Raw genomic sequence first — 20,741 nt, 5'->3', positions numbered from 1 at the left:
AAAAATGAGTAGGTTCGAACAATTAGATCCAAAATCTCAAAAAATCCACCGCAACTGGTCAAGGATTAAGCGATCCAAATCGCAAGTAAATGGTGAAACGGAGATAACTCTCCATAATCGCCTCTTGCGAAGTGAAGCAAAGGCCCGTCAGTTTTAATCATGTTAGAAAAGTAAGTGTCATCAAGCCCAGAAAAAATTCTGGGTTTTTTTATGGATAAAAATAGAAGGCGGAATGTATTATAATACGTTATAAGGAAGAAAAGGGGAGGAAGGCTATGGATATTACTATTCCAACTTATTTACAGTCATATGCAGAAAATGTTGAACAGCTAGAGGCAGTTGAATCACAGTTACAGCTTTGTTCCAGCACAGGGAATAAACAGTTTGAAATTTGGTACTATGGAGATTTACTAACAATCGAAGGTGAGGCATTGCCTTTCATTACTGGAGCAACCGCTAGAATCGTTGCAAAAGACCCTTTAACGGCGGAGGAAATTTTGCTATTTGATGCAACCCTACATGGCTATAATGCGCTATTTTGTGATGAATTTACGGAGGAGCAGCGTATCCATCGTCCACTACGGAAATATCTTTTGCCCACAACAGAAGTTGTCCTATCATTTTTCTATAATATTGACTATGACGAAGAAGCAGAAGACTATGAGGTAGATGAACATGGCAATGTACAGCTACTCAACGGAGAAACAGCAGATTGGGAGACGATAAAAAGTATTGGCTATGATGCCTTTGCTTTTTATGGCAAATCAGAAGATGGTACACTGCTAGCATTTGCACAGGAAGAATTAGCCTAGCATGAAAGGAACATAGAAAAATGCAATTCATCTCATATACACAAGATTTAGCGAAGCAAATTCATCAATATCAATCAAACAATGCATTTTATCGGAACATTATGAAAACAGAAGAGCCAGTGAATATCGGTTTCATCTATATTGAGCCAAATGGGGTAGTTGGTATGCATGAAGCCCCTGTTCCTCAGCTTTTTATCGTGATGCATGGCGAAGGCTGGGTTCGTGGTGAAGATGATGAAAAAATCACCATAAAATCTGGACAGGGTGTACTTTGGCATCAAGGGCAGGCGCATGAATCTGGTAGTACGACAGGCTTGACAGCACTTGTGATCCAAGCTGAGCATATACATCTTACATAAAAAACGTGTGTAACGGTAGGAGGGGAAGGCATTGAGCAACACAGAAAAATGGAACAAATGGTTGAAAGACTATGGGTTAGCACATAAGGCTGAGCAAATAGCAGCTTATACTAGAAGCTCTATACGTATGGTAGCTAAGCAAAATGCTGATGAAGAAATTCCGATTGGCCATTCAAAAATAGGTGGCTGTCCGGATGTTCCCACAGATTTTGTGTGGCCATATACGAACGATAAGAGACCGTTGTATTTCCTTTGCCAACTACATGTAAAGGATATCAAACCTTACGATACCAACAATTTATTACCTACAGATGGATTATTGTCCTTTTTCTATGATGCAGCCGAGCAACCATGGGGATACGATCCGAAAGACTATGATGGCTTCAATGTTTTCTATTTCACAGAACCAGTTAGTAGCCTTACAAGAATAAAAATACCTGCTATCTTACTCAAACATGGCGACATTGCCAGTGCAAGTCTGCAGTTTAAAAATGAATGGACACTCCCGCCCTGGGAATCTCCATTTTGGGATGATTTAGAAGAAACTCTAACGGAAGAGGAAGCAGATAATTTGAGAGACCTTGCATATGAATCGATGGAAGAAGCTGATGCAAATGGAGCCGTTCATCGCATAGACGGTTTTCCAGATGCTATTCAAGGGGATATGTACTTACAATGTCAGCTTGTCTCCAATGGCTTATATTGTGGCGATTCAACTGGCTATAATGATCCCCTTCGAAGGGAATTAGAGGCTGGGGCAACAGACTGGCGATTATTGCTTCAACTTGATTCAGAAGAAGAGCTTGGATATATGTGGGGAGATAGCGGTAGATTGTATTTTTGGATTCGTGAGGATGATTGCCAAAAGACCCGCTTTGATCAGACATGGGTTGTCTTACAATGCTTTTAAAAACAAAGGGGGATAACGGTTGTCAAAGCAACCGTTATCCTTTTTCATGTTGTTTCACCATTTTTACTGTTTTAAGCGGATAACCATCGAAACACTCATCGAATTCTACTAGCTTTTCGAACCCCTTTGCCTGATAAAAATGCATACCAATTGTATTTTCTTTTGCTACACAAACAAATAATGACGATAGGCTGGGAAGCATGTTTAGCCCTCTTTGTAAAAGAGCTGAACCGATACCACTCCCCTGGCTATCAGGATGCAAGTAAATGGCAAGCAGCTCTGCCTCACCATGTGTAACATTTGAGAAATTAGCAAAGCCTACTAGCGATTCATCGACGATTGCGACTAAAAATAGGCTAGTAGTGAAGCGCTGTGTTAAACGGTTACTGCTATACGCCATTTGTAAAAAGCGATCTTGAATATCACGAGGGATGATTCCTTCATATGTATGGTGCCAGCTTGTTCTAGCAATTTCTTGTACAAAAGTAATGTCATTTTCTAGCATCTGTCGTATAATAAATGTCAACACTTTTCACCTGAAATTCCAATTTTTATCTTTATTGTAACATTCAATCAGTCAAAAGGGGGTCACTTTCATGCAAGTAGTGGAAAAAGCATTTGGCTATATTACGAGAGAGCATGAAGAACAATTACAAGTGCTCGTATTTGAACAGAATTCAGTTGGTGCAGGTATTCAAGTGCCCAAAGGTACAGTAGAAGAGGGCGAAACACCTTTAGAAGCTGTGAAGCGTGAAATGTTGGAGGAGACTGGTCTAACAACACTTGTCGTTCAGAGGTTAATTGCACAGGACTATTTTAATCATCCGTCAGGTATTTTACAGAAACGTTATTTTTATCATTTAACATCCGATGAAACACAAGATTCATGGCAACATCATCCAACGGGCTTAAATGAAGCGGATTTAATTTTTTCATTTTATTGGATTTCTGCTGAGCAAGAAGCGCTACTAGCAAAGGGGCATGGTGATTATTTATACCGTGTGTTAGGAAAGGTGAAAAATTGAACGTAGGATTATAAAGATGCGGTGGCATGACTACTTTAGCTATTAACAAATAGAAAACCCTAACTATGATAAAACACGCAATGAGTGTTTCGTAAAATAGTTAGGGTTTTTCAACGGTCTCTTTCAGGTTGGTTCAATCAAGCCTTGGCCACAATCTCTAAGGCTTGTGCAAAATCAGCGATTAAATCATCTACATGCTCAAGTCCCACTGAAAATCGTAAAAGTCCATCTGTGATGCCGCGTTTTGCACGCTCCTCAGGCTCCATAGCAGCATGACTCATCTTTGCTGGGTAGGAAAGAATTGATTCCACACCCCCAAGAGAGACCGCGAAAACAGGAATTGTCATTGCTTCGACTAATGCTTTGGCGGCTGCATAACTTGGTAAACGGAAAGACAAAACAGCCCCACCACTTGTACTTTGGCGCTGATGAATGTCATACCCTGGATGTGAGGCAAGTCCAGGATAGTAGACTTGCTCAACCAGTGGATTTGTAGTTAAAAATGTTGCAATTTTTTGTGCAGATTCAGCAGAGCGACTAAAGCGCACATCTGTTGTTTTGATATTTTGTAGCAGTGTGAAAGAATCTTGTACACCTAAAATATTGCCAAAAGAATTTTGGATAAAGTATAGCTCTTGTCCTAGCTTGTCATCTGCTGTAACTGTTAAGCCAGCAATAATATCAGAATGACCAGATAAGAACTTAGTTGCACTATGAATGACGACATCAACTCCAAGTTCTAGTGGACGTTGGTGTAACGGTGTCATAAAGGTATTATCTAAAAATGTCAGACATTGGTGTTGTTTCGCTAGTGCCACCACGCCACGAATATCTGTGATGCCTAATGTCGGATTTGATGGTGTTTCCATATAAAGCAGCTTCGTAGCTGGCGTTATTGCTGCTTCTACTGCTGCTAGATCCGTGAAATCTACAAATGTATGGGAAATCCCAAAGCGTGGTAACACCTTTGTCACAAAACGATAGGTTCCACCATAAACATCCTCGGTCATGACGATATGGTCCCCTTGGGATAACAGCATTAACGCTGCTGATACCGCTGCAATGCCCGAAGAAAAGGCATGAGCGCGAACACCACCTTCAAGTTCTGTCACAGCTTTTTCTAATGCGTCTCTCGTAGGGTTGCCTGAGCGAGCATAATCATATTCTCCAAACTCATCCATACTTTCTTGATGGAAGGTAGAGGACAGATACATGGGAACATTGACAGCCCCTTTTTTATTACCATAGCCATCACGAACACCTGCATGAATGAGGCTCGTTTCAATACGTTGCTTCATAAATTATGCCTCCTTTCTTAGGATATCGAATACTTGTTGTAAGTCTGCAATTAAATCTTCTGCTTCCTCAATACCGACAGAGAATCGAAGTAAACGATCACAAACGCCACGTTCAACACGCTCTTCATATGGCATATCTGCATGTGTTTGTGTGGCAGGATATGTAATAAAGCTTTCCACACCGCCAAGACTTTCAGCAAAAGTAATTAACTTTAAGTGACGAAGGAATGGGTCAATCCACTCAGGTTTTTGCAAGCGGAATGACAGCATGCCACCTTTTCCTGTATAAAGTACATCAGTCACTAATGCTTCTTCCTCTAAATAAGCAGCAATGGCTTTTGCATTTGCATCATGCTGTTTTAATCGGAGATGTAAAGTTTTTAAACCGCGAATAAGTAACCACGAATCCATAGCGCCTAGCACCATACCACTGCCATTATGAATAAAGCCAATGCGTTCAGATAATTCCTTACCTTTAGCCACAACTAAACCAGCTAAAACATCATTATGACCACCGATATATTTTGTAGCAGAGTGAAGGACAATGTCTGCCCCTAATTCGATAGGGCGTTGGAAGTATGGTGTATAGAAGGTATTATCTACAATTAACCAGGCTCCATGTTTATGGGCTAACTCTGCATACACTTGTAAATCGAATTCCTGCATAAGTGGATTTGTTGGGGTTTCAATGAATAACGCACGAGTATTTTCAGTTATTAATGCTTCCACCTGTTCAACCGATTCAAACTTTGAATAAACAGGCTTGATATTATAGGTTTCTTGGAAGAAGTTAAATAGTCTATAGGTACCGCCATATAAATCATCAGGCACGACTAACTCATCGCCTGGTTTAAATAAGGATAACACCAATTGAATAGCAGCCATCCCTGAACTACAGGCAAAGCCCATATCGCCCCCCTCTAAATCAGCAATCCCTTCTTCTAAAAGAGCACGTGTAGGATTTTTTGTACGTGTATAGTCAAAGCCAGTAGATTCCCCAATTCCAGCATGTTTATAAGCAGTCGATAAATGGATCGGCGGGCTCACAGCACCTGTTATGGGGTCACTTAAATTTCCTAGTTGTACAAGTTTTGTTTCAATACTTCTGTTTAATGTCATGACGTCACTCTTTTCTCCAATATTATTAAAAGCGACAATTTTCGCTTTCAATTTATTAGTATTCTCAATAATTGTTACCAATTTAACATGGATACTAAAGAAGAACAAGGGTGTTTTCTGAAAATTAGCTAGATTATTTATAGTTAATCACGTAGGAATAGTAGGAGATTGATTATTAAATTATGAGCAACAATGTGTGGGTGCTTCTAGTTAAGTTAACAGGAAAGAGCAGAGAAAGTGGAGGATAGATAAAGTTAGTGGATAGGGTATAGAAAGTAGCGGATAGAACGCGGAAAGAGATGGATAGAGCAGAAAAAGAGAAGGATACGCATAAAGTTGATGGATAGAATAAGGAAAGCAGAGGATAGAACGCGGAAAGAGATGGATAGAGCAGAGAAAGAGAAGGATACGCATAAAGTTGGTGGATAGAGTATAGAAAGCAGCGGATAGAACGTGGAAAGAGAAGGATAGAGCAGAGAAAGTGGAGGATACGCATAAAGTTGGTGGATAGAATAAGAAAAGCAGCGGATAGAACGTGGAAAGAGATGGATAGAGCAGAGAAAGAGAAGGATACGCATAAAACTGGTGGATAGAGTAAGGAAAGTAGCGGTTAAAACGCGGAAAGAGATGGATAGAGCAGAGAAAGAGAAGGATACGGATAAAGTTGATGGATAGAATAAGAAAAGTAGCGGTTAAAACGCGGAAAGAGATGGTTAGAGCAGAGAAAGAGAAGGATACGCATAAAGTTGGTGGATAGAATAAGAAAAGCAGCGGATAGAACGTGGAAAGAGATGGATAGAGCAGAGAAAGTGGAGGATACGCATAAAGTAGCGGATAGAACATCCAAAGAGAAGGATACAAAACCAAAGGATCTGCTTCTTTCGAATAAGGCAGATCCTTTGGTGTCATATGTTAGGCTTGTTCTTTTTTGAGTAAATCACGAATTTCTTTGAGGAGCTCTTCTTTTGCATCTAATTCAGGAGCTGGCTCTTCAACGACTGCTTCTTCTTTTTTACGTGTAAGCTTCGTCATAATTCGGAGCGCCATAAAAATGGCAAATGCAATAATTAAAAAATCAATAATTGATTGTAGAAATACACCTAAATTGACTTGGGCTTCACCAGAGCCAAAAACAAAGCTCTTTGTTAAATCAACACCACCTGTTAAAATACCAACTAATGGCATAATGATATTTTCAACTAAGGAGGTAACAATTTTACCGAAAGCACCACCGATGACTACTGCTACTGCTAGATCGACAATATTGCCTTTCATTGCAAATTCTTTAAAGTCTTTCCACAAAATAAATGCCTCCCTATTATTATCCAATATAATGAATCAACCTGTATTTTACTATATTTTTAGCAAACCTTTCAACTGCTTTTATAGTGAAAATGAATAGCATCCTACAACTGGAAGTTTCTATCTTACAAAAATTAAAAGATTTACTACATATAACGAAAAATTTGGTAATATAGAAAAAGAATACTAGATTAGGTGTGACGTATGACAAAGAAAAAGAACAACAAAGCCATGTTATCACCCGCTACAAAATTGGGTATGATAGCATTATTGATTCCCGTTGCAATAACGGTGTATGTCCTGACATTTTTTGCGTGGAAGGAACTTCAAACATTACCGATTTTCGAAAAGCTTGCACAGCAAAAGGCAATCGAGGAGATTCAACAACATTTCGATATGGACATTCCAGAGAAATACATTCCGGTATATGTAGCAGCGGAGGAGAAATATGGTGTGCCATGGACATTGCTTGCTGCACATCATCGAATTGAAACGAGATTTTCTACAGTGAAATCAATGGTTTCATCTGCCGGGGCAGAAGGGCATATGCAATTTATGCCGTGCACGTTCGTTGGCTGGCAGCATCCTACTTGTTCAGGACTAGGAAAAGGAAACATCACGAAGGCTGAATTAATGAATCCAGAGACAATTGCTAAATATGGAGGATATGGCGTAGACGCGAATGGGGATGGTATAGCCGATCCCTATGATATTGAGGATGCGGTATTTAGTGCAGCTAATTATTTAGCTAAATACGGAGCTGCCAAAGGTAATATTAAGAAAGCTGTGTATCAATACAATCATAGTGAAGAATATGTAGAAAATGTATTGTATTACTACCAATTGTATAATAATTATCACGATGAACTCCGAGCAACCGTTTTACTAAATGAAGCAAAATAAAGAGCCATCACCATGGATGGCTCTTTATTACATATTTAAGTTGCTTTACGCATACCTTTTAAAATAAGGCTGACGATAAAGATCAACACAACGGCACCGATCAGTGCTGGGAACACGTAGAAATCACTTACTCTCCAACCCCAGTTCCCTAAAACCATACTACCGATCCAAGAACCAACAATCCCTGCAATAATATTCCCGATGATGCCACCAGGTACATCTTTACCTAAAATTACGCCAGCTAACCATCCAAGAATTCCTCCGATGATTAAATACCAAATGAAACTAATCATTATTTTCATCTCCTTAAAATTAAGATATAATGGCGATTACTTAGTTATACCCTGAATGGAGTAGATTAAACACTGCGATTTTGTTTAGTAATTATTACATGCTGTCATAATGGCTGTAGACAAATGAATGCAGCTCTTTCATCATGTCCACACTAACGTAACTCCAACTGCATAAATGATTGTGAAAATGTCCACATTAACTACAATTACTTCTATATTGTACATACACCGATTTTCGCTTACTTCTATAGTATGTTCACGCATTCAATTCGTACCAAAAATAGATGGAACGCTCCAAAATCAGCCGTTTGACTAAATATTTGCAAAAACCACCTTTTTATCCATGAAAAAATGCATTTTTTGTTGAAGCAGAATTTCAATCAATTATACGGTTGTTTATTTTTTATTTATATGAATGGAAAATGATTAAATTTTCACCTTTTAATAGTTTGAAAATTCTGTTTAAAAGGATTATAATGTAGAAAAAAGGAGCGTGTTGCATATGAATATGGCTGTTATGAAACGTTTAAATCGTCAAGGTTTTCTGATTGCTGGTCTGCATTTGTTAGTGCTGCTAAATCTTGCAGCCGATTTCTTATACGCATCGTAACCAATTGAATAGAAAGGTGAATGAAATGTTTGTCCCATTCTAAAACAACTGTGTCGACTTATTGAATAAAAAGCGCACGGTTGTTTTTATTTTGACTCATGAATAACAAAATTATTCTGTAAATTGTCAAATACATAGTATATACAGGAGGGATTAAATGACGACAAGATTGGATCGAGCGTTTAGTGATTTGGAAAGACCATTTGCTTGGTTGGACTTAGATGCGCTGGATAAAAATATACGAACTGTGCAAGAGGCTTGTGGTGGCAAGCAAATTCGTATTGCGACAAAATCGATTCGTTCTGTTGAAGTGCTTCGTTATGTTCAGAAAAACCTTGCTAATGTTGTAGGCTTTATGACATTCACAGCGGCAGAGACCATTTTTTTACTACAGCAGCAATTTGATGATTTATTACTGGGCTATCCAGTAATGGAGGAAGCAGCTATTCGTCGCTTGCTACATTTCGTCAAAGACGGGAAAAGCGTTACTTTTATGGTGGATCGGCCAGAACATATCCAACTATTAGCGAAGCTGGGACTAGAAATAGGTGTACGTGTACAGGTTTGCATTGATATTAATGTTTCGAATGATTTTAAAGTACTGTATTTCGGGACTAAACGTTCATCGTTGTATTCTCTTGAGACGCTGACACCTTTTTTGCAAGAGATTCAAAAAACGTCAGCGATTGAGGTTGTAGGTGCAATGGGCTATGAGGCTCAAATAGCAGGCGTTGGCAATCGTCCTGCGAATGCATTAAAAGGCAAAGTGATTGAGGCAATGCAAGTACAAGCTAAAAAACAAGTAACCCAATTTCGTCGCTTAGCGATAGCCCATATCAAGGCGTATTTTCCAAACTTACGCTTCGTCAATGGTGGAGGCTCAGGGAGCATGTTATATACCAATCAGCAGAAAGAAGTGACTGAAATTACAGTAGGCTCCGCTTTTTATGCACCTGCATTGTTCGATCAATTTACACATTTACAGCTAGAAAAGGCAGCTGGATTTGCTTTGAGTGTAACGAGAAAGCCTGAAAAAAATATTGTTGTTTGTCATGGTGGTGGTTATACGGCTTCTGGAGCAATTGGATTGGATCGCTTACCTGTATTCTATGAACCTAGCAATTTTGCATACCTTAGCTTAGAAGGAGCAGGAGAAGTACAAACGCCTATAAAGGTCAAAGGAAAACATATTAATATTGGTGATACGATCTATTTTAGACATGCAAAAGCGGGGGAGCTTTGTGAGCGTTTTCAAGTACTCCATGGGATTCGAGAGGACAAGTATATGGGGCCTTACACAACATATAGGGGGGATGGACAATGTTTTCTATAGAAAAATGGCGTAATGGTGAAAAGTGGACAAATTGGGCGGGGAATGTTATTTCTTATCCGAGTGAAATGTACTTACCACAATCGGTTGAAGAAGTTTCAACCATTGTCAAGCATGCACGTGAAGCGGGAAAAACGATTCGGGTCACAGGGGCAGCTCACTCTTTTAGCGCTGTGGCTATGCCTGAGCATATCGCTATTTCCTTACATAATATGCGTGGATTAATCGCTGTGAATGAGGAAAAGCAGGAGGCAACATTATGGGCTGGTACCTACCTATATGAAATTGGACCAATGCTGGAGAAGCACGGCTTTGCTTTAATCAATATGGGGGATATTCAGGAGCAAACGATTGCAGGAGCAGTATCAACGGGTACACATGGTACAGGGATTACACTTGGTTCTCTGTCGTCTGCTGTCATGACATGGGGGTTTGTAGATGGCACTGGCACATATCAGGAGCACAGGAGGGGAATGGACGATTTATCTGAAGCACTACATGTATCGCTCGGTATGCTTGGTGTCCTTGTCAAAGTAACGATCAAAGTCATGCCACTTTATAGCTTGCATTATGTTGGGGCAAGAGAAACTTTGAGCAATGGTCTCACACTATTCGCAGAGGATATTCGCCAACATCGCCATGTGGAATGGTTTTATTTCCCTGGCAGTGAGACGATTCAAGTAAAACGGATGAATGCTGTAGCACCCATCTATCAAAGTGAATGGAATAAAAAAATAGACACGTTAAAGCTCCAAATTGTAGAAAATGGTGCTTTCTTTGCCATGTCAGAACTTTGTAAGTGGAAACCAGCGTTAAGTGGTGCTATGAGTAAAATAGCAGCCGCAAATGTGGTGAAAAGTGAAAAAGTGGGCATAAGCTATGAAATTTATCCTTCTCCTCGTAGTGTGAAGTTCCAAGAAAGTGAATATGCCATTCCACTCGCTCAATTTGAAGCATGCTTGGAGGAAATTCATACAACCTTTAAAAAAGGGATTTTTAATGTTCATTTCCCATTAGAGTGTCGAACAACTGCAGGGGAAGCAGGCTTTTTAAGTCCAACACAGGGGCGCGAGTCTGCTTTTATAGCATTTCATATGTATAAAGGGATGTCAGAAGAGCCTTATTTTAAATGGGTTCATACTTTGATGCAAAAATATGATGGCCGACCTCACTGGGGCAAACAACACCATTTAACAGCACAAACCGTCTACGAACTGTATCCAGAGATCGAAAAGTTTTTAAAAATACGACACCAATATGATCCCGATCAAGTATTTTTTACAGGCTACTTAAAAAAATTGTTTCTATTGTAAGCGTTATCTCTATAGATAAGATGATTCAACTTGTCCGAAAATATGGGAATCAATGGCCTCTTACATTGTTGGTTATTATTGAAAAATTAAAATTTGAACGAAATGTCAAAATTTTTATCAAAGCGAGATAAAACTGATGCTTAATCAGCATGTAAACGATTTCAATTTTGACAGATTTTTTTAATTGTTTGAACAATTCAAAAAATACTGTTGACGAGACCTTTTTTTCGTACTATGATAACAACAATTTAACACGTTCGTTACAGCAGTAGCCATCTAGTAGGCTGCTACTCTATAAACAAAAATTAAAAAGACAGAACATTTTGTCTATAGTAACGAACATAGTATGGATAGCAATGAGGGGCGTTTAAAATGAGAAGTGACATGATTAAAGTAGGCGTAGATCGAGCGCCACATCGAAGTCTTTTATATGCAACAGGCAAAGTAAAAGCAAAAGATTTAGGCAAACCATTTATTGGGGTTTGTAACTCATATATCGACATAATACCAGGTCACGTTCATTTACGTACGTTCGCTGATGTAGTGAAAGAAGCCATTATTGAAGCGGGTGGTATTCCATTCGAATTTAATACAATTGGTGTCGATGATGGTATTGCAATGGGGCATATTGGTATGCGTTATTCATTACCAAGTCGTGAAATTATAGCAGACTCAGCAGAGACAGTTATTAATGCACATTGGTTTGATGGTGTATTTTATATTCCAAACTGTGACAAAATTACACCAGGGATGCTGATGGCAGCAGTTCGCACAAACGTACCATCTATCTTTGTTTCTGGTGGTCCAATGGAGGCTGGTACTTCTGCTTCAGGCAAGCAGCTTTCTTTAACCTCTGTTTTTGAAGGCGTAGGAGCCCATAAATCAGGAAAGATGTCATCTGAAGAGTTGTTAGATATTGAAAATAATGCATGTCCAACATGTGGCTCATGCTCAGGGATGTTTACAGCCAACTCGATGAACTGTTTAATGGAAATGCTCGGTGTTGCTCTACCAGGGAATGGTACAATCGTTGCCACTTCTGAAGAGCGTCACAAGCTGATTAAAGAAGCAGCCAAACAATTAATTCGTATGGTCAAGGAAGACATTAAGCCACGCGACATTATTACAAAAGAGTCAATTGATGATGCTTTTGCTCTTGATATGGCAATGGGAGGCTCCACAAACACTGTTCTTCATACATTAGCCATTGCCAATGAAGCAGAAATAGATTACAACATTGAAGATATTAATAAAGTAGCAGAGCGAGTACCCTATTTAGCAAAAATTATGCCTGCATCCGATATTTCAATGGATGATATCAATAAAGCGGGTGGTGTTAGTGCCATTATTAATGAATTAACATCCATTCCGGGAGCTATTCATCCAGATCGCCCAACCGTTGCAGGTTTAACGATGGGTGAGCTTGTCAAAGATTATCACATCACGAATGATCAAGTCATTCGAACAAAAGACAATCCCTATAGTGCTGTAGGTGGGTTATCGGTGTTATTTGGTAACATTGCACCTGATGGCTCCGTTATTAAAGTAGGTGCAGTTGATCCTTCCATCAAAGTATTCAAAGGAGAGGCAATCGTCTTTGATTCCCAAGAAGCAGCGCAGGAAAACATTGATAATGGAATAGTGAAAGAGGGCCATGTAGTCGTCATTCGCTATGAAGGACCTAAGGGTGGCCCAGGGATGCCTGAAATGCTTGCACCAACATCTGCGATTCAAGGTCGTGGTCTTGGTACAAAGGTTGCATTAATTACAGATGGTCGTTTCTCAGGTGCATCTCGAGGTATTTCAATTGGTCATATTTCACCAGAAGCTGCTGAAGGCGGTCCAATCGCCTTAGTAGAAAACGGAGATATTATTGAAATTGATCTACCAAATCGTACGATTAATGTACAAGTTTCAGATGAAGTTTTAGCTGAACGTCGTGCAAAATTACCAGTCTTTGAGCCAAAAATCAAACGTGGTTGGTTAGCAAGATATTCAAAATTAGTGACGAACGCTTCCACTGGTGGCGTAATGAAAATTTAACAACTAGATAAATGAAAACGTTGATGAGGTTAAAGGTTCTAGAGCCTTGTATCTACCAGAGAGCCGGTCGTGCTGGAAGCCGGCGATACAACTAGATCCGACATCCCCTCGGAGTGGGCTATTAAACGTGTTTACACCATTAGATAGCTCCGGGCATAGTCGAAAGTGCTCGTTATTAATGAATAAATGTTTTATGACACCCTATTGGATGTGAAATTTTTTGCATAGGTGTATAAATGCAGTCATTTATTCGCGAGGTAGCAATTATTTGCTATAAAAAAGGGTGGTACCATGGAAAGTCTTTTTCATCCCTACGTAAGGTAGTTCTTTGCGTGTGGAGAAAAGGGCTTTTTTATTATTTTCACGACGTAATGAGCAAACTCTCAATGAAAAGGAAGAGAGGTAGACTTACCAGCTAGTGGCACTTTACTAATCTAGAACACTGATGTATGACTTTGAAAGAAATGAAGGAGGCATAAATTGATGAGTGCGAATGTTTCAATCAATGAACAAGAACAATTAGCAACAACAGCAACGGCTGAACAAACCTATCAAGCGAAGGACGGTGCAGATGTTTTAGTGCAGGCTTTGCATGATCAAGGTGTTGAAATCATCTTTGGCTATCCAGGTGGAGCCGTATTACAAATCTATGATGCGATGTATAAAAATCCGATTCGCCATATTTTAACAAGACATGAACAGGGGGCTATTCATGCGGCTGAAGGCTATGCACGTGTCTCAGGTAAAACAGGCGTTGTCATTGCCACAAGTGGACCTGGTGCAACAAACCTCGTAACAGGTATTGCGGATGCCATGATTGATTCCATCCCATTAGTTGTCTTCACAGGTCAGGTTGCTACATCTGTCATTGGAACAGATGCTTTCCAAGAAGCTGATATCATGGGGATTACGACACCAATCACAAAGCACAATTACCAAGTGCAGGATGTCAATGACATTCCACGTATTGTGAAGGAAGCATTCCATATTGCAAGCACTGGACGTAAGGGACCAGTGGTTGTGGACTTTCCAAAAAACGTTTCACAAATGTTGTTTGATGTAGAGAATCCACCACAAGCACCAGATGAAATTTATTTACCAGGCTATCAACCAACCTATAAACCAAACTATTTACAAATTCAAAAGGCGATCCAAGCAATTTCTTTGGCAAAAAATCCAGTTATTTTAGCTGGTGCAGGTGTTCTTTTTGCTGACGCACGTGAGGAATTAACGGCCTTTGCTGAAAAATACCGTATCCCCGTAACGAATACATTGCTAGGGCTAGGCTCCATTCATGGGGAACATGATTTATTCCTTGGAATGGCAGGAATGCACGGTACGGTTACAGCAAATACAGCCATCACAAAAACAGATTTACTACTCAATATCGGTGCACGTTTTGATGATCGCTTAACAGGAAATTTAGCCACATTTGCACCAAATGCAACGATTATCCATATCGATATTGACCCTGCTGAAATTGGTAAAAACGTACCGACAGATATTCCGATTGTTGCGGATGCAAAAGAGGCGTTAAAGGCATTGTTGAAAAAGGATTTCGAAGGTCCTGATACAGCAGACTGGCTAGCCTTTTTAAATAATCATGCGAATGAATACCCATTGTGGTATTGCAAAGATGCCAATACGCAAGAAATCTTACCACAAGAGGCATTGCAATTAGTGCACAAGATTACAGAGGGTGATGCCATTGTAACGACAGATGTAGGGCAGCATCAAATGTGGGCAGCACAATACTACCATTTAAATAATGATCATGCATGGGTAACGTCTGGTGGACTTGGTACGATGGGCTTCGGCTTCCCGGCCGCAATTGGGGCTCAGTTTGCGAAGCCAGACAAAAAAGTTATTTCGATTGTAGGAGATGCTGGATTCCAAATGACGGCACAGGAGCTATCTATTCTACAGGAATTTAACTTACCAGTAAAAATAGTGATTTTGAATAATAGTTGTCTTGGAATGGTGCGCCAATGGCAACAAACATTCTATGAAGAACGTTATTCATCGTCGCTGATGCCAATCCAACCAGATTTTGTTAAATTAGCGGATGCCTATAATATTAAAGGCTATCGTATTAACACAATCGATGAGGCGGAGAATATTTTCCGTGAGGCACTACTTTCTGATGAGCCAGTATTAATTGATTGTCGAGTGAAACAGCTTGAATGTGTTTACCCAATGGTAGCACCAGGCAAAGGCTTACATGAAATGATTGGGGTGAAAAAGAATTGAAACGAGTAATTACTGTAACTGTGATTAACCAAAGTGGTGTATTAAACCGATTGACAGGTTTGTTGATGAAGCGACAGTTCAATATTGAATCGATTACAGTAGGGCATACTGAACAACCAAATTTTTCTAAGATGACCTTTGTTGTCAATGTTGAGGATGAACGCAAAATCGAGCAGCTAGTAAAACAATTATCCAAGCAAATTGATGTGTTAAAAGTCAATGATATTACCGACAAATCAATTGTTCTGCGAGAGCTGGCGCTAGTAAAGGTTATTTCACCACCAAATCTACGCTTGGAAATGAATTCGATTGTTGAACCATTTCGTGCACAAATTATTGATACAGCCAAAAATGTTGTGACGTATCAAGTAGTAGGGCACCCAGAAAAGATTGATGCCTTTATCGAACTCATTCGACCATATGGCATTAAAGAACTGACACGTACAGGAGCCACTGCCTCTGTGCGTGAAACGCAAAAAATCTCAAACCCACAGCTCTCTATTTTAAAATAGTTTGCATATAAAATTGATAGCTTTATTGAAACAGCAAGTTGCTAAAGCTATGAAAACCAAACCAAATTCTAGGAGGAAATAAACTATGGCTACAATGTACTATGAACAAAACATCAACGAGGACGTATTAAAAGGAAAAAAAATCGCTATTATCGGTTACGGCTCACAAGGTCATGCACATGCACTAAACCTTAAAGAATCAGGCTTTGACGTAGTAGTTGGGGTTCGCCCAGGTGGATCATTCGATGCTGCGAAAGCTGATGGTATTGACGTGAAAACTGTGGCTGAGGCTGCACAAGAAGCAGATGTGATTCAAATTTTATTACCAGATGAGCGTCAAAAAGCCGTTTATGAAGCAGAAATTGCACCATATTTACAAGCTGGTAAAGCACTGATGTTTGCGCACGGCTTCAATATCCATTTTGGTCAAATTACACCACCAGCAGATGTTGACGTATTTTTAGTAGCACCAAAAGGACCAGGACATTTAGTTCGTCGTCAATTCCAAGAAGGTGCTGGTGTACCAGGTCTATTCGCTATCCATCAAGATGCTACTGGGCAAGCAAAAGATTTAGCACTTGCTTATGGGAAAGGAATTGGTGCTGCGCGAGGTGGTTTACTTGAAACAACATTCAAAGAAGAAACAGAGACAGATTTATTCGGTGAACAAGCGGTACTTTGTGGTGGTGCAACACAGCTAGTAAGAGCAGGTTTCGAAACGTTAGTAGAAGCTGGCTACCAACCAGAACTAGCTTACTTTGAAACGCTACATGAACTTAAATTAATTGTAGACCTAATGTTTGAAGGTGGTATGGCTACAATGCGCTACTCGGTATCTGATACAGCAGAGTGGGGAGATTATGTGGCAGGACCACGCATTATTGATGAAACTGTAAAGGCTCGTATGAAAGACGTGTTAACAGATATCCAAGATGGCACATTTGCACGTCGTTGGATTCAAGAAAATGAAAATGGTCGTCCAGAATATACAAAATTCAAGGAAGCTGGTGCGAACCACCAAATCGAAGAAGTTGGCGCGAAATTACGTGCTATGATGCCATTCATCAACGAAGGGAAAGAAAAAGTTGTGCGAGAAGTAGCGGCAAGTGCGAAAAATTAATATTTTCGATACTGCGCTTCACAATGGTGAACAATTGGCTGAGATCTACTTAACCGCAGCTGAAAATTTACTATGAGGATATATCGACTACCGGCCGTAACTCCTCTCAAGATGTTTAGAAGCTGCTATTAAATGCCATTAACCGTCATTTAATAGCATGCCTTCGGGAGCACATCCTGTATAGGTTTTAAAGGTAGTGAATCGTATGACATACCATTCACAAGTCGGATGCAATGATGATATGGCGTATTGTATCCATTCACAAAAAATTACGCGTAGACGTAATGAATGCGCCCACCTAAATTAATGGTAGGTGGGCGTCTTTACTAAATTAGCGAATGCGCTATACAAAGAAAGGTGTTTTGATGATGGAGAGAAAAATTACAGTACTTCCTGGTGATGGGATTGGCCCTGAGGTTGTTGCTTCTGCTGTACGTGTATTACAAGTGATTGGTAAACGATTTAATCATACTTTTCATTTAGGGTATGCAACAATTGGAGGTGCTGCTATCGACCAGCATAATAATCCACTACCAGAAGAAACAATCGAGATGTGTGAAAATAGTGATGCGATTTTATTAGGTGCTGTAGGTGGTCCAAAGTGGGATCAGAATCCACCTGAATTACGCCCGGAAAAAGGGTTATTGCGAATTCGCAAACACTTCGATCTTTTTGCAAATCTACGTCCAGTAAAGGCGTTCCCGAGTTTACTAGATGCTTCACCACTGAAACGTGAAGTAGCTGAAAACGTTGATTTAATGATTGTCCGTGAACTAACAGGCGGCGTATACTTCGGGGAACCACGTATGCGTACTGAAAATGGCGCAATTGATACAACGGTCTACTCAAAAGCAGAAGTGGAACGTATTGTTGAAAATGCCTTTGAGCTAGCACGTTTACGTGGCGGCAAATTATGCTCTGTAGATAAGGCGAATGTGCTTGAAACAAGTCGCTTATGGCGAGAAGTCGTAGAAGCTAAGAAAAAAGATTATCCAGATGTGATCGTGGAACATAATCTAGTAGACTCTGTGGCGATGAAACTTATTACAAACCCAGGACACTATGATGTTGTAGTCACCGAAAATATGTTTGGTGATATTTTAAGTGATGAAGCTTCTGTCATTACTGGCTCTTTAGGTGTATTACCATCAGCATCTATCCGTGGCGATAATTTTGGCTTATATGAACCAGTACATGGGTCAGCACCAGAAATTGCAGGGCAAGGAGTCGCAAACCCTGCAGCAACCATTCTTTCTGTCGCTATGATGCTGCAATATTCATTTGGTTTAACAGAAGAGGCAGCAGAAATTGAGCGTGCTGTTAGTGCGGTATTTGATGATGGTTACTTTACAGCAGATCTAGCCCGTGATGGCAATCGTATTCTTTCGACAAATGAATGGACAGATAAAGTAATTAATGAAATTGATACTAGCTTTGTTTCACAAAGCATTATGACAACATATATTTAAAGAAATAGGTGAAGACAATGGGTAAAAATATAATTGAAAAGATTTGGGATAAACATGTAGTTTATCAGGAAGAGGGCAAACCGGACCTGTTATATATTGATCTTCATTTAATTCATGAAGTAACATCTCCGCAAGCTTTTGAAGGGCTACGTTTGAATGGACGTAAAGTGCGTCGTCCTGATTTAAGTTTTGCGACAATGGATCATAATGTACCAACGAAAAATTTACAGACTATCCATGATCCCATTGCACGCAATCAAATCGAAACATTGGCTAAAAATGCTGAAGAATTTGGCGTTGAGCTAGCAGGGATGGGTCACCCTGACCAAGGCATTGTACATGTTATCGGGCCTGAGCTAGGGCTAACACAGCCAGGTAAAACAATTGTCTGCGGTGACTCACATACATCCACTCACGGTGCCTTTGGGGCAATTGCTTTTGGGATTGGTACATCAGAGGTAGAGCATGTATTATCGACGCAAACATTATGGCAAAATAAGCCGAAGACGATGGAAATTCGTGTTGAAGGGGAGCTACAAGTTGGCGTAGCAGCTAAAGATATTATTTTAGCCATTATTGCGAAGTTCGGCATTGGCGTTGGTACAGGACATATTGTGGAGTTCACTGGAGAGGCAATCCACAAATTATCAATGGAAGAACGTATGACGATTTGTAATATGTCGATTGAGGCAGGAGCAAAAGCAGGGCTCATCTCACCTGACCAAACAACCGTCGATTATATTCGTGGTCGCAAATATGCACCCCAAGGTGAAAAATTAGAGGAAGCAGCTGCTTATTGGCTAAGCCTTGCCTCAGACGAGGATGCTACGTACGATACAGTTCGTATCATACAAGCAGAAGAAATTGAACCTATCATTACATGGGGTACCAATCCCTCGATGGGTACGGGTGTTTCAGGATATGTGCCTACACAGGCAGATTACGAGGATGACTCTGATAAGGCGGCACTTCAAAAAGCGCTTGCTTATATGGGCTTAGAGGAAGGGCAATCCTTAACATCCATTGACATCCAGCATGTCTTTATTGGCTCCTGTACAAATTCACGAATTAGTGATTTACGTGCGGCAGCTAATATCATCAAAGGACGCAAGGTGCACGATAAGGTCACAGCGATCGTTGTGCCAGGGTCACATACTACGAAAAAGCAAGCGGAGGCAGAAGGTTTGGATAAAATCTTTATGGAAGCTGGCTTTGAATGGCGGGAGTCAGGTTGCTCCATGTGTTTAGCCATGAATGATGATGTCGTACCAGCTGGTGAACGCTGTGCTTCTACATCTAACCGCAACTTTGAAGGACGTCAGGGCGCGGGTTCTCGTACACATTTAGTATCACCACCAATGGCAGCAGCCGCTGCGATTGCAGGTCATTTTGTTGATGTGCGTGAATTTGTCAAGGAAACTGTGTAAATCTTGCTTTACACGGAAGGGATGAGTAAAAATGGAACCAATTAATATCGTCAATAGTGTCATCACACCACTTGATCGTAAAAATGTCGATACAGATCAAATTATTTCAAAGGAATTTCTAAAACGCATTGAGCGCACAGGTTTTGGGCAGTATTTATTTTATCACTGGCGCTATGATGCGCAAGGCAATGAAGTAACAGACTTCGTATTAAATAAACCTGAATTTAAAGCATCAAAAATTCTAGTAGCACAAGATAATTTCGGCTGTGGCTCATCTCGTGAGCATGCACCATGGGCCATTTTAGATTATGGTTTTAATGTAGTAATAGCACCTTCCTTTGCAGATATCTTCCATAATAATTGCTTTAAAAATGGAATTTTACCTATTAAGCTAACAGAAGCCGAATGCGATAATATTCTGGCTAAAGGTTTGGCAAAGCCGTACACAATGGAAGTAAATCTGGCAGAGCAAACTGTAACGGGTGAAGATGGTACAGTGTATCAATTCTCGATTGATCCGTATTATAAGGAAACGTTACTCAATGGCTGGGATGAAATCGCCTTAACCTTTAAATACGAAGACCATATTGCTGCCTATGAAGCAAAGCGGATAGCCTATTAACTTGATAGACTGAAGACAACTTTA

Annotated in this window: 20 protein-coding genes; 15 read left to right on the top strand and 5 right to left on the bottom strand. The window is 40.0% G+C overall.

All coding sequences use genetic code 11. The features are described from left to right. The first annotated feature begins 4 nt into the window (after positions 1-4). The 4 genes from NST76_RS12960 (at position 5) to NST76_RS12945 (ending at position 2,081) form a co-directional block, all read left to right on the top strand. Positions 5-157 carry a YpzG family protein gene (locus tag NST76_RS12960; protein ID WP_004231380.1) on the top strand — a complete coding sequence of 51 codons (153 nt, stop codon included), beginning with the start codon at positions 5-7 and terminating at the stop codon, positions 155-157. 118 nt (positions 158-275) lie between these two features. After that, positions 276-812 (top strand): hypothetical protein, encoded by a 537-nt coding sequence (locus NST76_RS12955; protein WP_036123243.1) that lies wholly within the window; start codon positions 276-278, stop codon positions 810-812. Between the two features lie 20 nt (positions 813-832). Further along, complete coding sequence (locus tag NST76_RS12950; protein WP_036123245.1) at positions 833-1,171, top strand: cupin; 339 nt, start codon at positions 833-835, stop codon at positions 1,169-1,171. 31 nt (positions 1,172-1,202) lie between these two features. Then, positions 1,203-2,081 carry a YwqG family protein gene (locus NST76_RS12945; RefSeq protein ID WP_036123248.1) on the top strand — a complete coding sequence of 293 codons (879 nt, stop codon included), beginning with the start codon at positions 1,203-1,205 and terminating at the stop codon, positions 2,079-2,081. Positions 2,082-2,115: 34 nt separating this feature from the next. On the opposite strand, the gene NST76_RS12940 is transcribed toward NST76_RS12945, so the two are convergent. Continuing rightward, positions 2,116-2,607: a GNAT family N-acetyltransferase gene (locus NST76_RS12940; RefSeq protein WP_170829817.1), complete on the bottom strand. Its 492-nt coding sequence runs from the start codon at positions 2,605-2,607 to the stop codon at positions 2,116-2,118. 70 nt (positions 2,608-2,677) lie between these two features. Here NST76_RS12940 and NST76_RS12935 point away from each other — a divergent pair, with 70 nt between their 5' ends. After that, positions 2,678-3,106, top strand: coding sequence for an NUDIX domain-containing protein (locus NST76_RS12935; protein ID WP_036123251.1), 429 nt, complete (start codon positions 2,678-2,680; stop codon positions 3,104-3,106). Positions 3,107-3,243: 137 nt separating this feature from the next. Here NST76_RS12935 and NST76_RS12930 read toward each other — a convergent pair whose 3' ends face one another. From NST76_RS12930 to mscL, 3 genes are all read right to left on the bottom strand, one after another. Beyond that, positions 3,244-4,404, bottom strand: coding sequence for an aminotransferase class I/II-fold pyridoxal phosphate-dependent enzyme (locus NST76_RS12930; RefSeq protein WP_036123254.1), 1,161 nt, complete (start codon positions 4,402-4,404; stop codon positions 3,244-3,246). Positions 4,405-4,407: 3 nt separating this feature from the next. Then, entirely contained in the window at positions 4,408-5,523 is a 1,116-nt protein-coding gene (locus tag NST76_RS12925; RefSeq protein ID WP_058844536.1) for a methionine biosynthesis PLP-dependent protein, read from the bottom strand. Between the two features lie 912 nt (positions 5,524-6,435). After that, on the bottom strand, positions 6,436-6,825 hold the full coding sequence (gene mscL / locus NST76_RS12920) for a large conductance mechanosensitive channel protein MscL (protein WP_036123266.1): 390 nt from the start codon (positions 6,823-6,825) through the stop codon (positions 6,436-6,438). 204 nt (positions 6,826-7,029) lie between these two features. Here mscL and NST76_RS12915 point away from each other — a divergent pair, with 204 nt between their 5' ends. Continuing rightward, positions 7,030-7,728 carry a lytic transglycosylase domain-containing protein gene (locus tag NST76_RS12915; protein ID WP_058844538.1) on the top strand — a complete coding sequence of 233 codons (699 nt, stop codon included), beginning with the start codon at positions 7,030-7,032 and terminating at the stop codon, positions 7,726-7,728. A 35-nt stretch (positions 7,729-7,763) separates the two neighbouring features. Here the strand turns inward: NST76_RS12915 and NST76_RS12910 are convergent, their stop codons facing one another. After that, a complete protein-coding gene (locus tag NST76_RS12910; protein WP_036123271.1) occupies positions 7,764-8,021 on the bottom strand; it encodes a GlsB/YeaQ/YmgE family stress response membrane protein in 258 nt (85 codons plus the stop codon). A 767-nt stretch (positions 8,022-8,788) separates the two neighbouring features. On the opposite strand from NST76_RS12910, the gene NST76_RS12905 reads away from it, so the two are divergent. The 9 genes from NST76_RS12905 to leuD all read left to right on the top strand — a co-directional run bounded on the left by NST76_RS12905 (position 8,789) and on the right by leuD (position 20,717). Beyond that, positions 8,789-9,964, top strand: a complete 1,176-nt coding sequence (locus tag NST76_RS12905; protein WP_036123274.1) for an amino acid deaminase/aldolase — start codon at positions 8,789-8,791, stop codon at positions 9,962-9,964. Then, positions 9,952-11,274: a D-arabinono-1,4-lactone oxidase gene (locus NST76_RS12900; RefSeq protein ID WP_342543964.1), complete on the top strand. Its 1,323-nt coding sequence runs from the start codon at positions 9,952-9,954 to the stop codon at positions 11,272-11,274. Before NST76_RS12905 ends, NST76_RS12900 begins: the two co-directional genes overlap by 13 nt. A gap of 372 nt (positions 11,275-11,646) precedes the next feature. Beyond that, entirely contained in the window at positions 11,647-13,317 is a 1,671-nt protein-coding gene (gene ilvD, locus NST76_RS12895) for a dihydroxy-acid dehydratase (RefSeq protein WP_340811425.1), read from the top strand. A 483-nt stretch (positions 13,318-13,800) separates the two neighbouring features. Then, positions 13,801-15,567, top strand: a complete 1,767-nt coding sequence (ilvB, locus tag NST76_RS12890) for a biosynthetic-type acetolactate synthase large subunit (protein ID WP_058844541.1) — start codon at positions 13,801-13,803, stop codon at positions 15,565-15,567. Next, positions 15,564-16,079 carry an acetolactate synthase small subunit gene (gene ilvN / locus NST76_RS12885; protein ID WP_036123293.1) on the top strand — a complete coding sequence of 172 codons (516 nt, stop codon included), beginning with the start codon at positions 15,564-15,566 and terminating at the stop codon, positions 16,077-16,079. Before ilvB ends, ilvN begins: the two co-directional genes overlap by 4 nt. Positions 16,080-16,164: 85 nt before the next feature. After that, positions 16,165-17,199, top strand: coding sequence for a ketol-acid reductoisomerase (gene ilvC, locus NST76_RS12880; protein ID WP_036123296.1), 1,035 nt, complete (start codon positions 16,165-16,167; stop codon positions 17,197-17,199). Positions 17,200-17,567: 368 nt separating this feature from the next. After that, entirely contained in the window at positions 17,568-18,668 is a 1,101-nt protein-coding gene (gene leuB, locus NST76_RS12875) for a 3-isopropylmalate dehydrogenase (protein ID WP_036123302.1), read from the top strand. Between the two features lie 17 nt (positions 18,669-18,685). Further along, complete coding sequence (leuC, locus tag NST76_RS12870) at positions 18,686-20,095, top strand: 3-isopropylmalate dehydratase large subunit (protein ID WP_058844542.1); 1,410 nt, start codon at positions 18,686-18,688, stop codon at positions 20,093-20,095. Between the two features lie 31 nt (positions 20,096-20,126). Next, entirely contained in the window at positions 20,127-20,717 is a 591-nt protein-coding gene (gene leuD / locus NST76_RS12865) for a 3-isopropylmalate dehydratase small subunit (RefSeq protein ID WP_058844543.1), read from the top strand. Positions 20,718-20,741: the final 24 nt, after the last annotated feature.

The sequence above is a fragment of the Lysinibacillus sp. FSL W7-1291 genome (assembly GCF_038593415.1).
GTDB lineage: Bacteria > Bacillota > Bacilli > Bacillales_A > Planococcaceae > Lysinibacillus > Lysinibacillus fusiformis_D.
This window is presented reverse-complemented; position numbering and strand designations above follow the sequence as displayed.

Bases quoted from the DNA above. Each gene is read 5' to 3' on its own strand.
- NST76_RS12960 (WP_004231380.1), top strand. From the start codon at position 5: ATGAGTAGGTTCGAACAATTAGATCCAAAATCTCAAAAAATCCACCGC.
- NST76_RS12955 (WP_036123243.1), top strand. From the start codon at position 276: ATGGATATTACTATTCCAACTTATTTACAGTCATATGCAGAAAATGTT.
- NST76_RS12950 (WP_036123245.1), top strand. From the start codon at position 833: ATGCAATTCATCTCATATACACAAGATTTAGCGAAGCAAATTCATCAA.
- NST76_RS12935 (WP_036123251.1), top strand. From the start codon at position 2,678: ATGCAAGTAGTGGAAAAAGCATTTGGCTATATTACGAGAGAGCATGAA.
- NST76_RS12930 (WP_036123254.1), bottom strand. From the start codon at position 4,404: ATGAAGCAACGTATTGAAACGAGCCTCATTCATGCAGGTGTTCGTGAT.
- NST76_RS12925 (WP_058844536.1), bottom strand. From the start codon at position 5,523: ATGACATTAAACAGAAGTATTGAAACAAAACTTGTACAACTAGGAAAT.
- NST76_RS12915 (WP_058844538.1), top strand. From the start codon at position 7,030: ATGACAAAGAAAAAGAACAACAAAGCCATGTTATCACCCGCTACAAAA.
- NST76_RS12910 (WP_036123271.1), bottom strand. From the start codon at position 8,021: ATGATTAGTTTCATTTGGTATTTAATCATCGGAGGAATTCTTGGATGG.
- NST76_RS12905 (WP_036123274.1), top strand. From the start codon at position 8,789: ATGACGACAAGATTGGATCGAGCGTTTAGTGATTTGGAAAGACCATTT.
- NST76_RS12900 (WP_342543964.1), top strand. From the start codon at position 9,952: ATGTTTTCTATAGAAAAATGGCGTAATGGTGAAAAGTGGACAAATTGG.
- ilvD (WP_340811425.1), top strand. From the start codon at position 11,647: ATGAGAAGTGACATGATTAAAGTAGGCGTAGATCGAGCGCCACATCGA.
- ilvB (WP_058844541.1), top strand. From the start codon at position 13,801: ATGAGTGCGAATGTTTCAATCAATGAACAAGAACAATTAGCAACAACA.
- ilvC (WP_036123296.1), top strand. From the start codon at position 16,165: ATGGCTACAATGTACTATGAACAAAACATCAACGAGGACGTATTAAAA.
- leuB (WP_036123302.1), top strand. From the start codon at position 17,568: ATGGAGAGAAAAATTACAGTACTTCCTGGTGATGGGATTGGCCCTGAG.
- leuC (WP_058844542.1), top strand. From the start codon at position 18,686: ATGGGTAAAAATATAATTGAAAAGATTTGGGATAAACATGTAGTTTAT.
- leuD (WP_058844543.1), top strand. From the start codon at position 20,127: ATGGAACCAATTAATATCGTCAATAGTGTCATCACACCACTTGATCGT.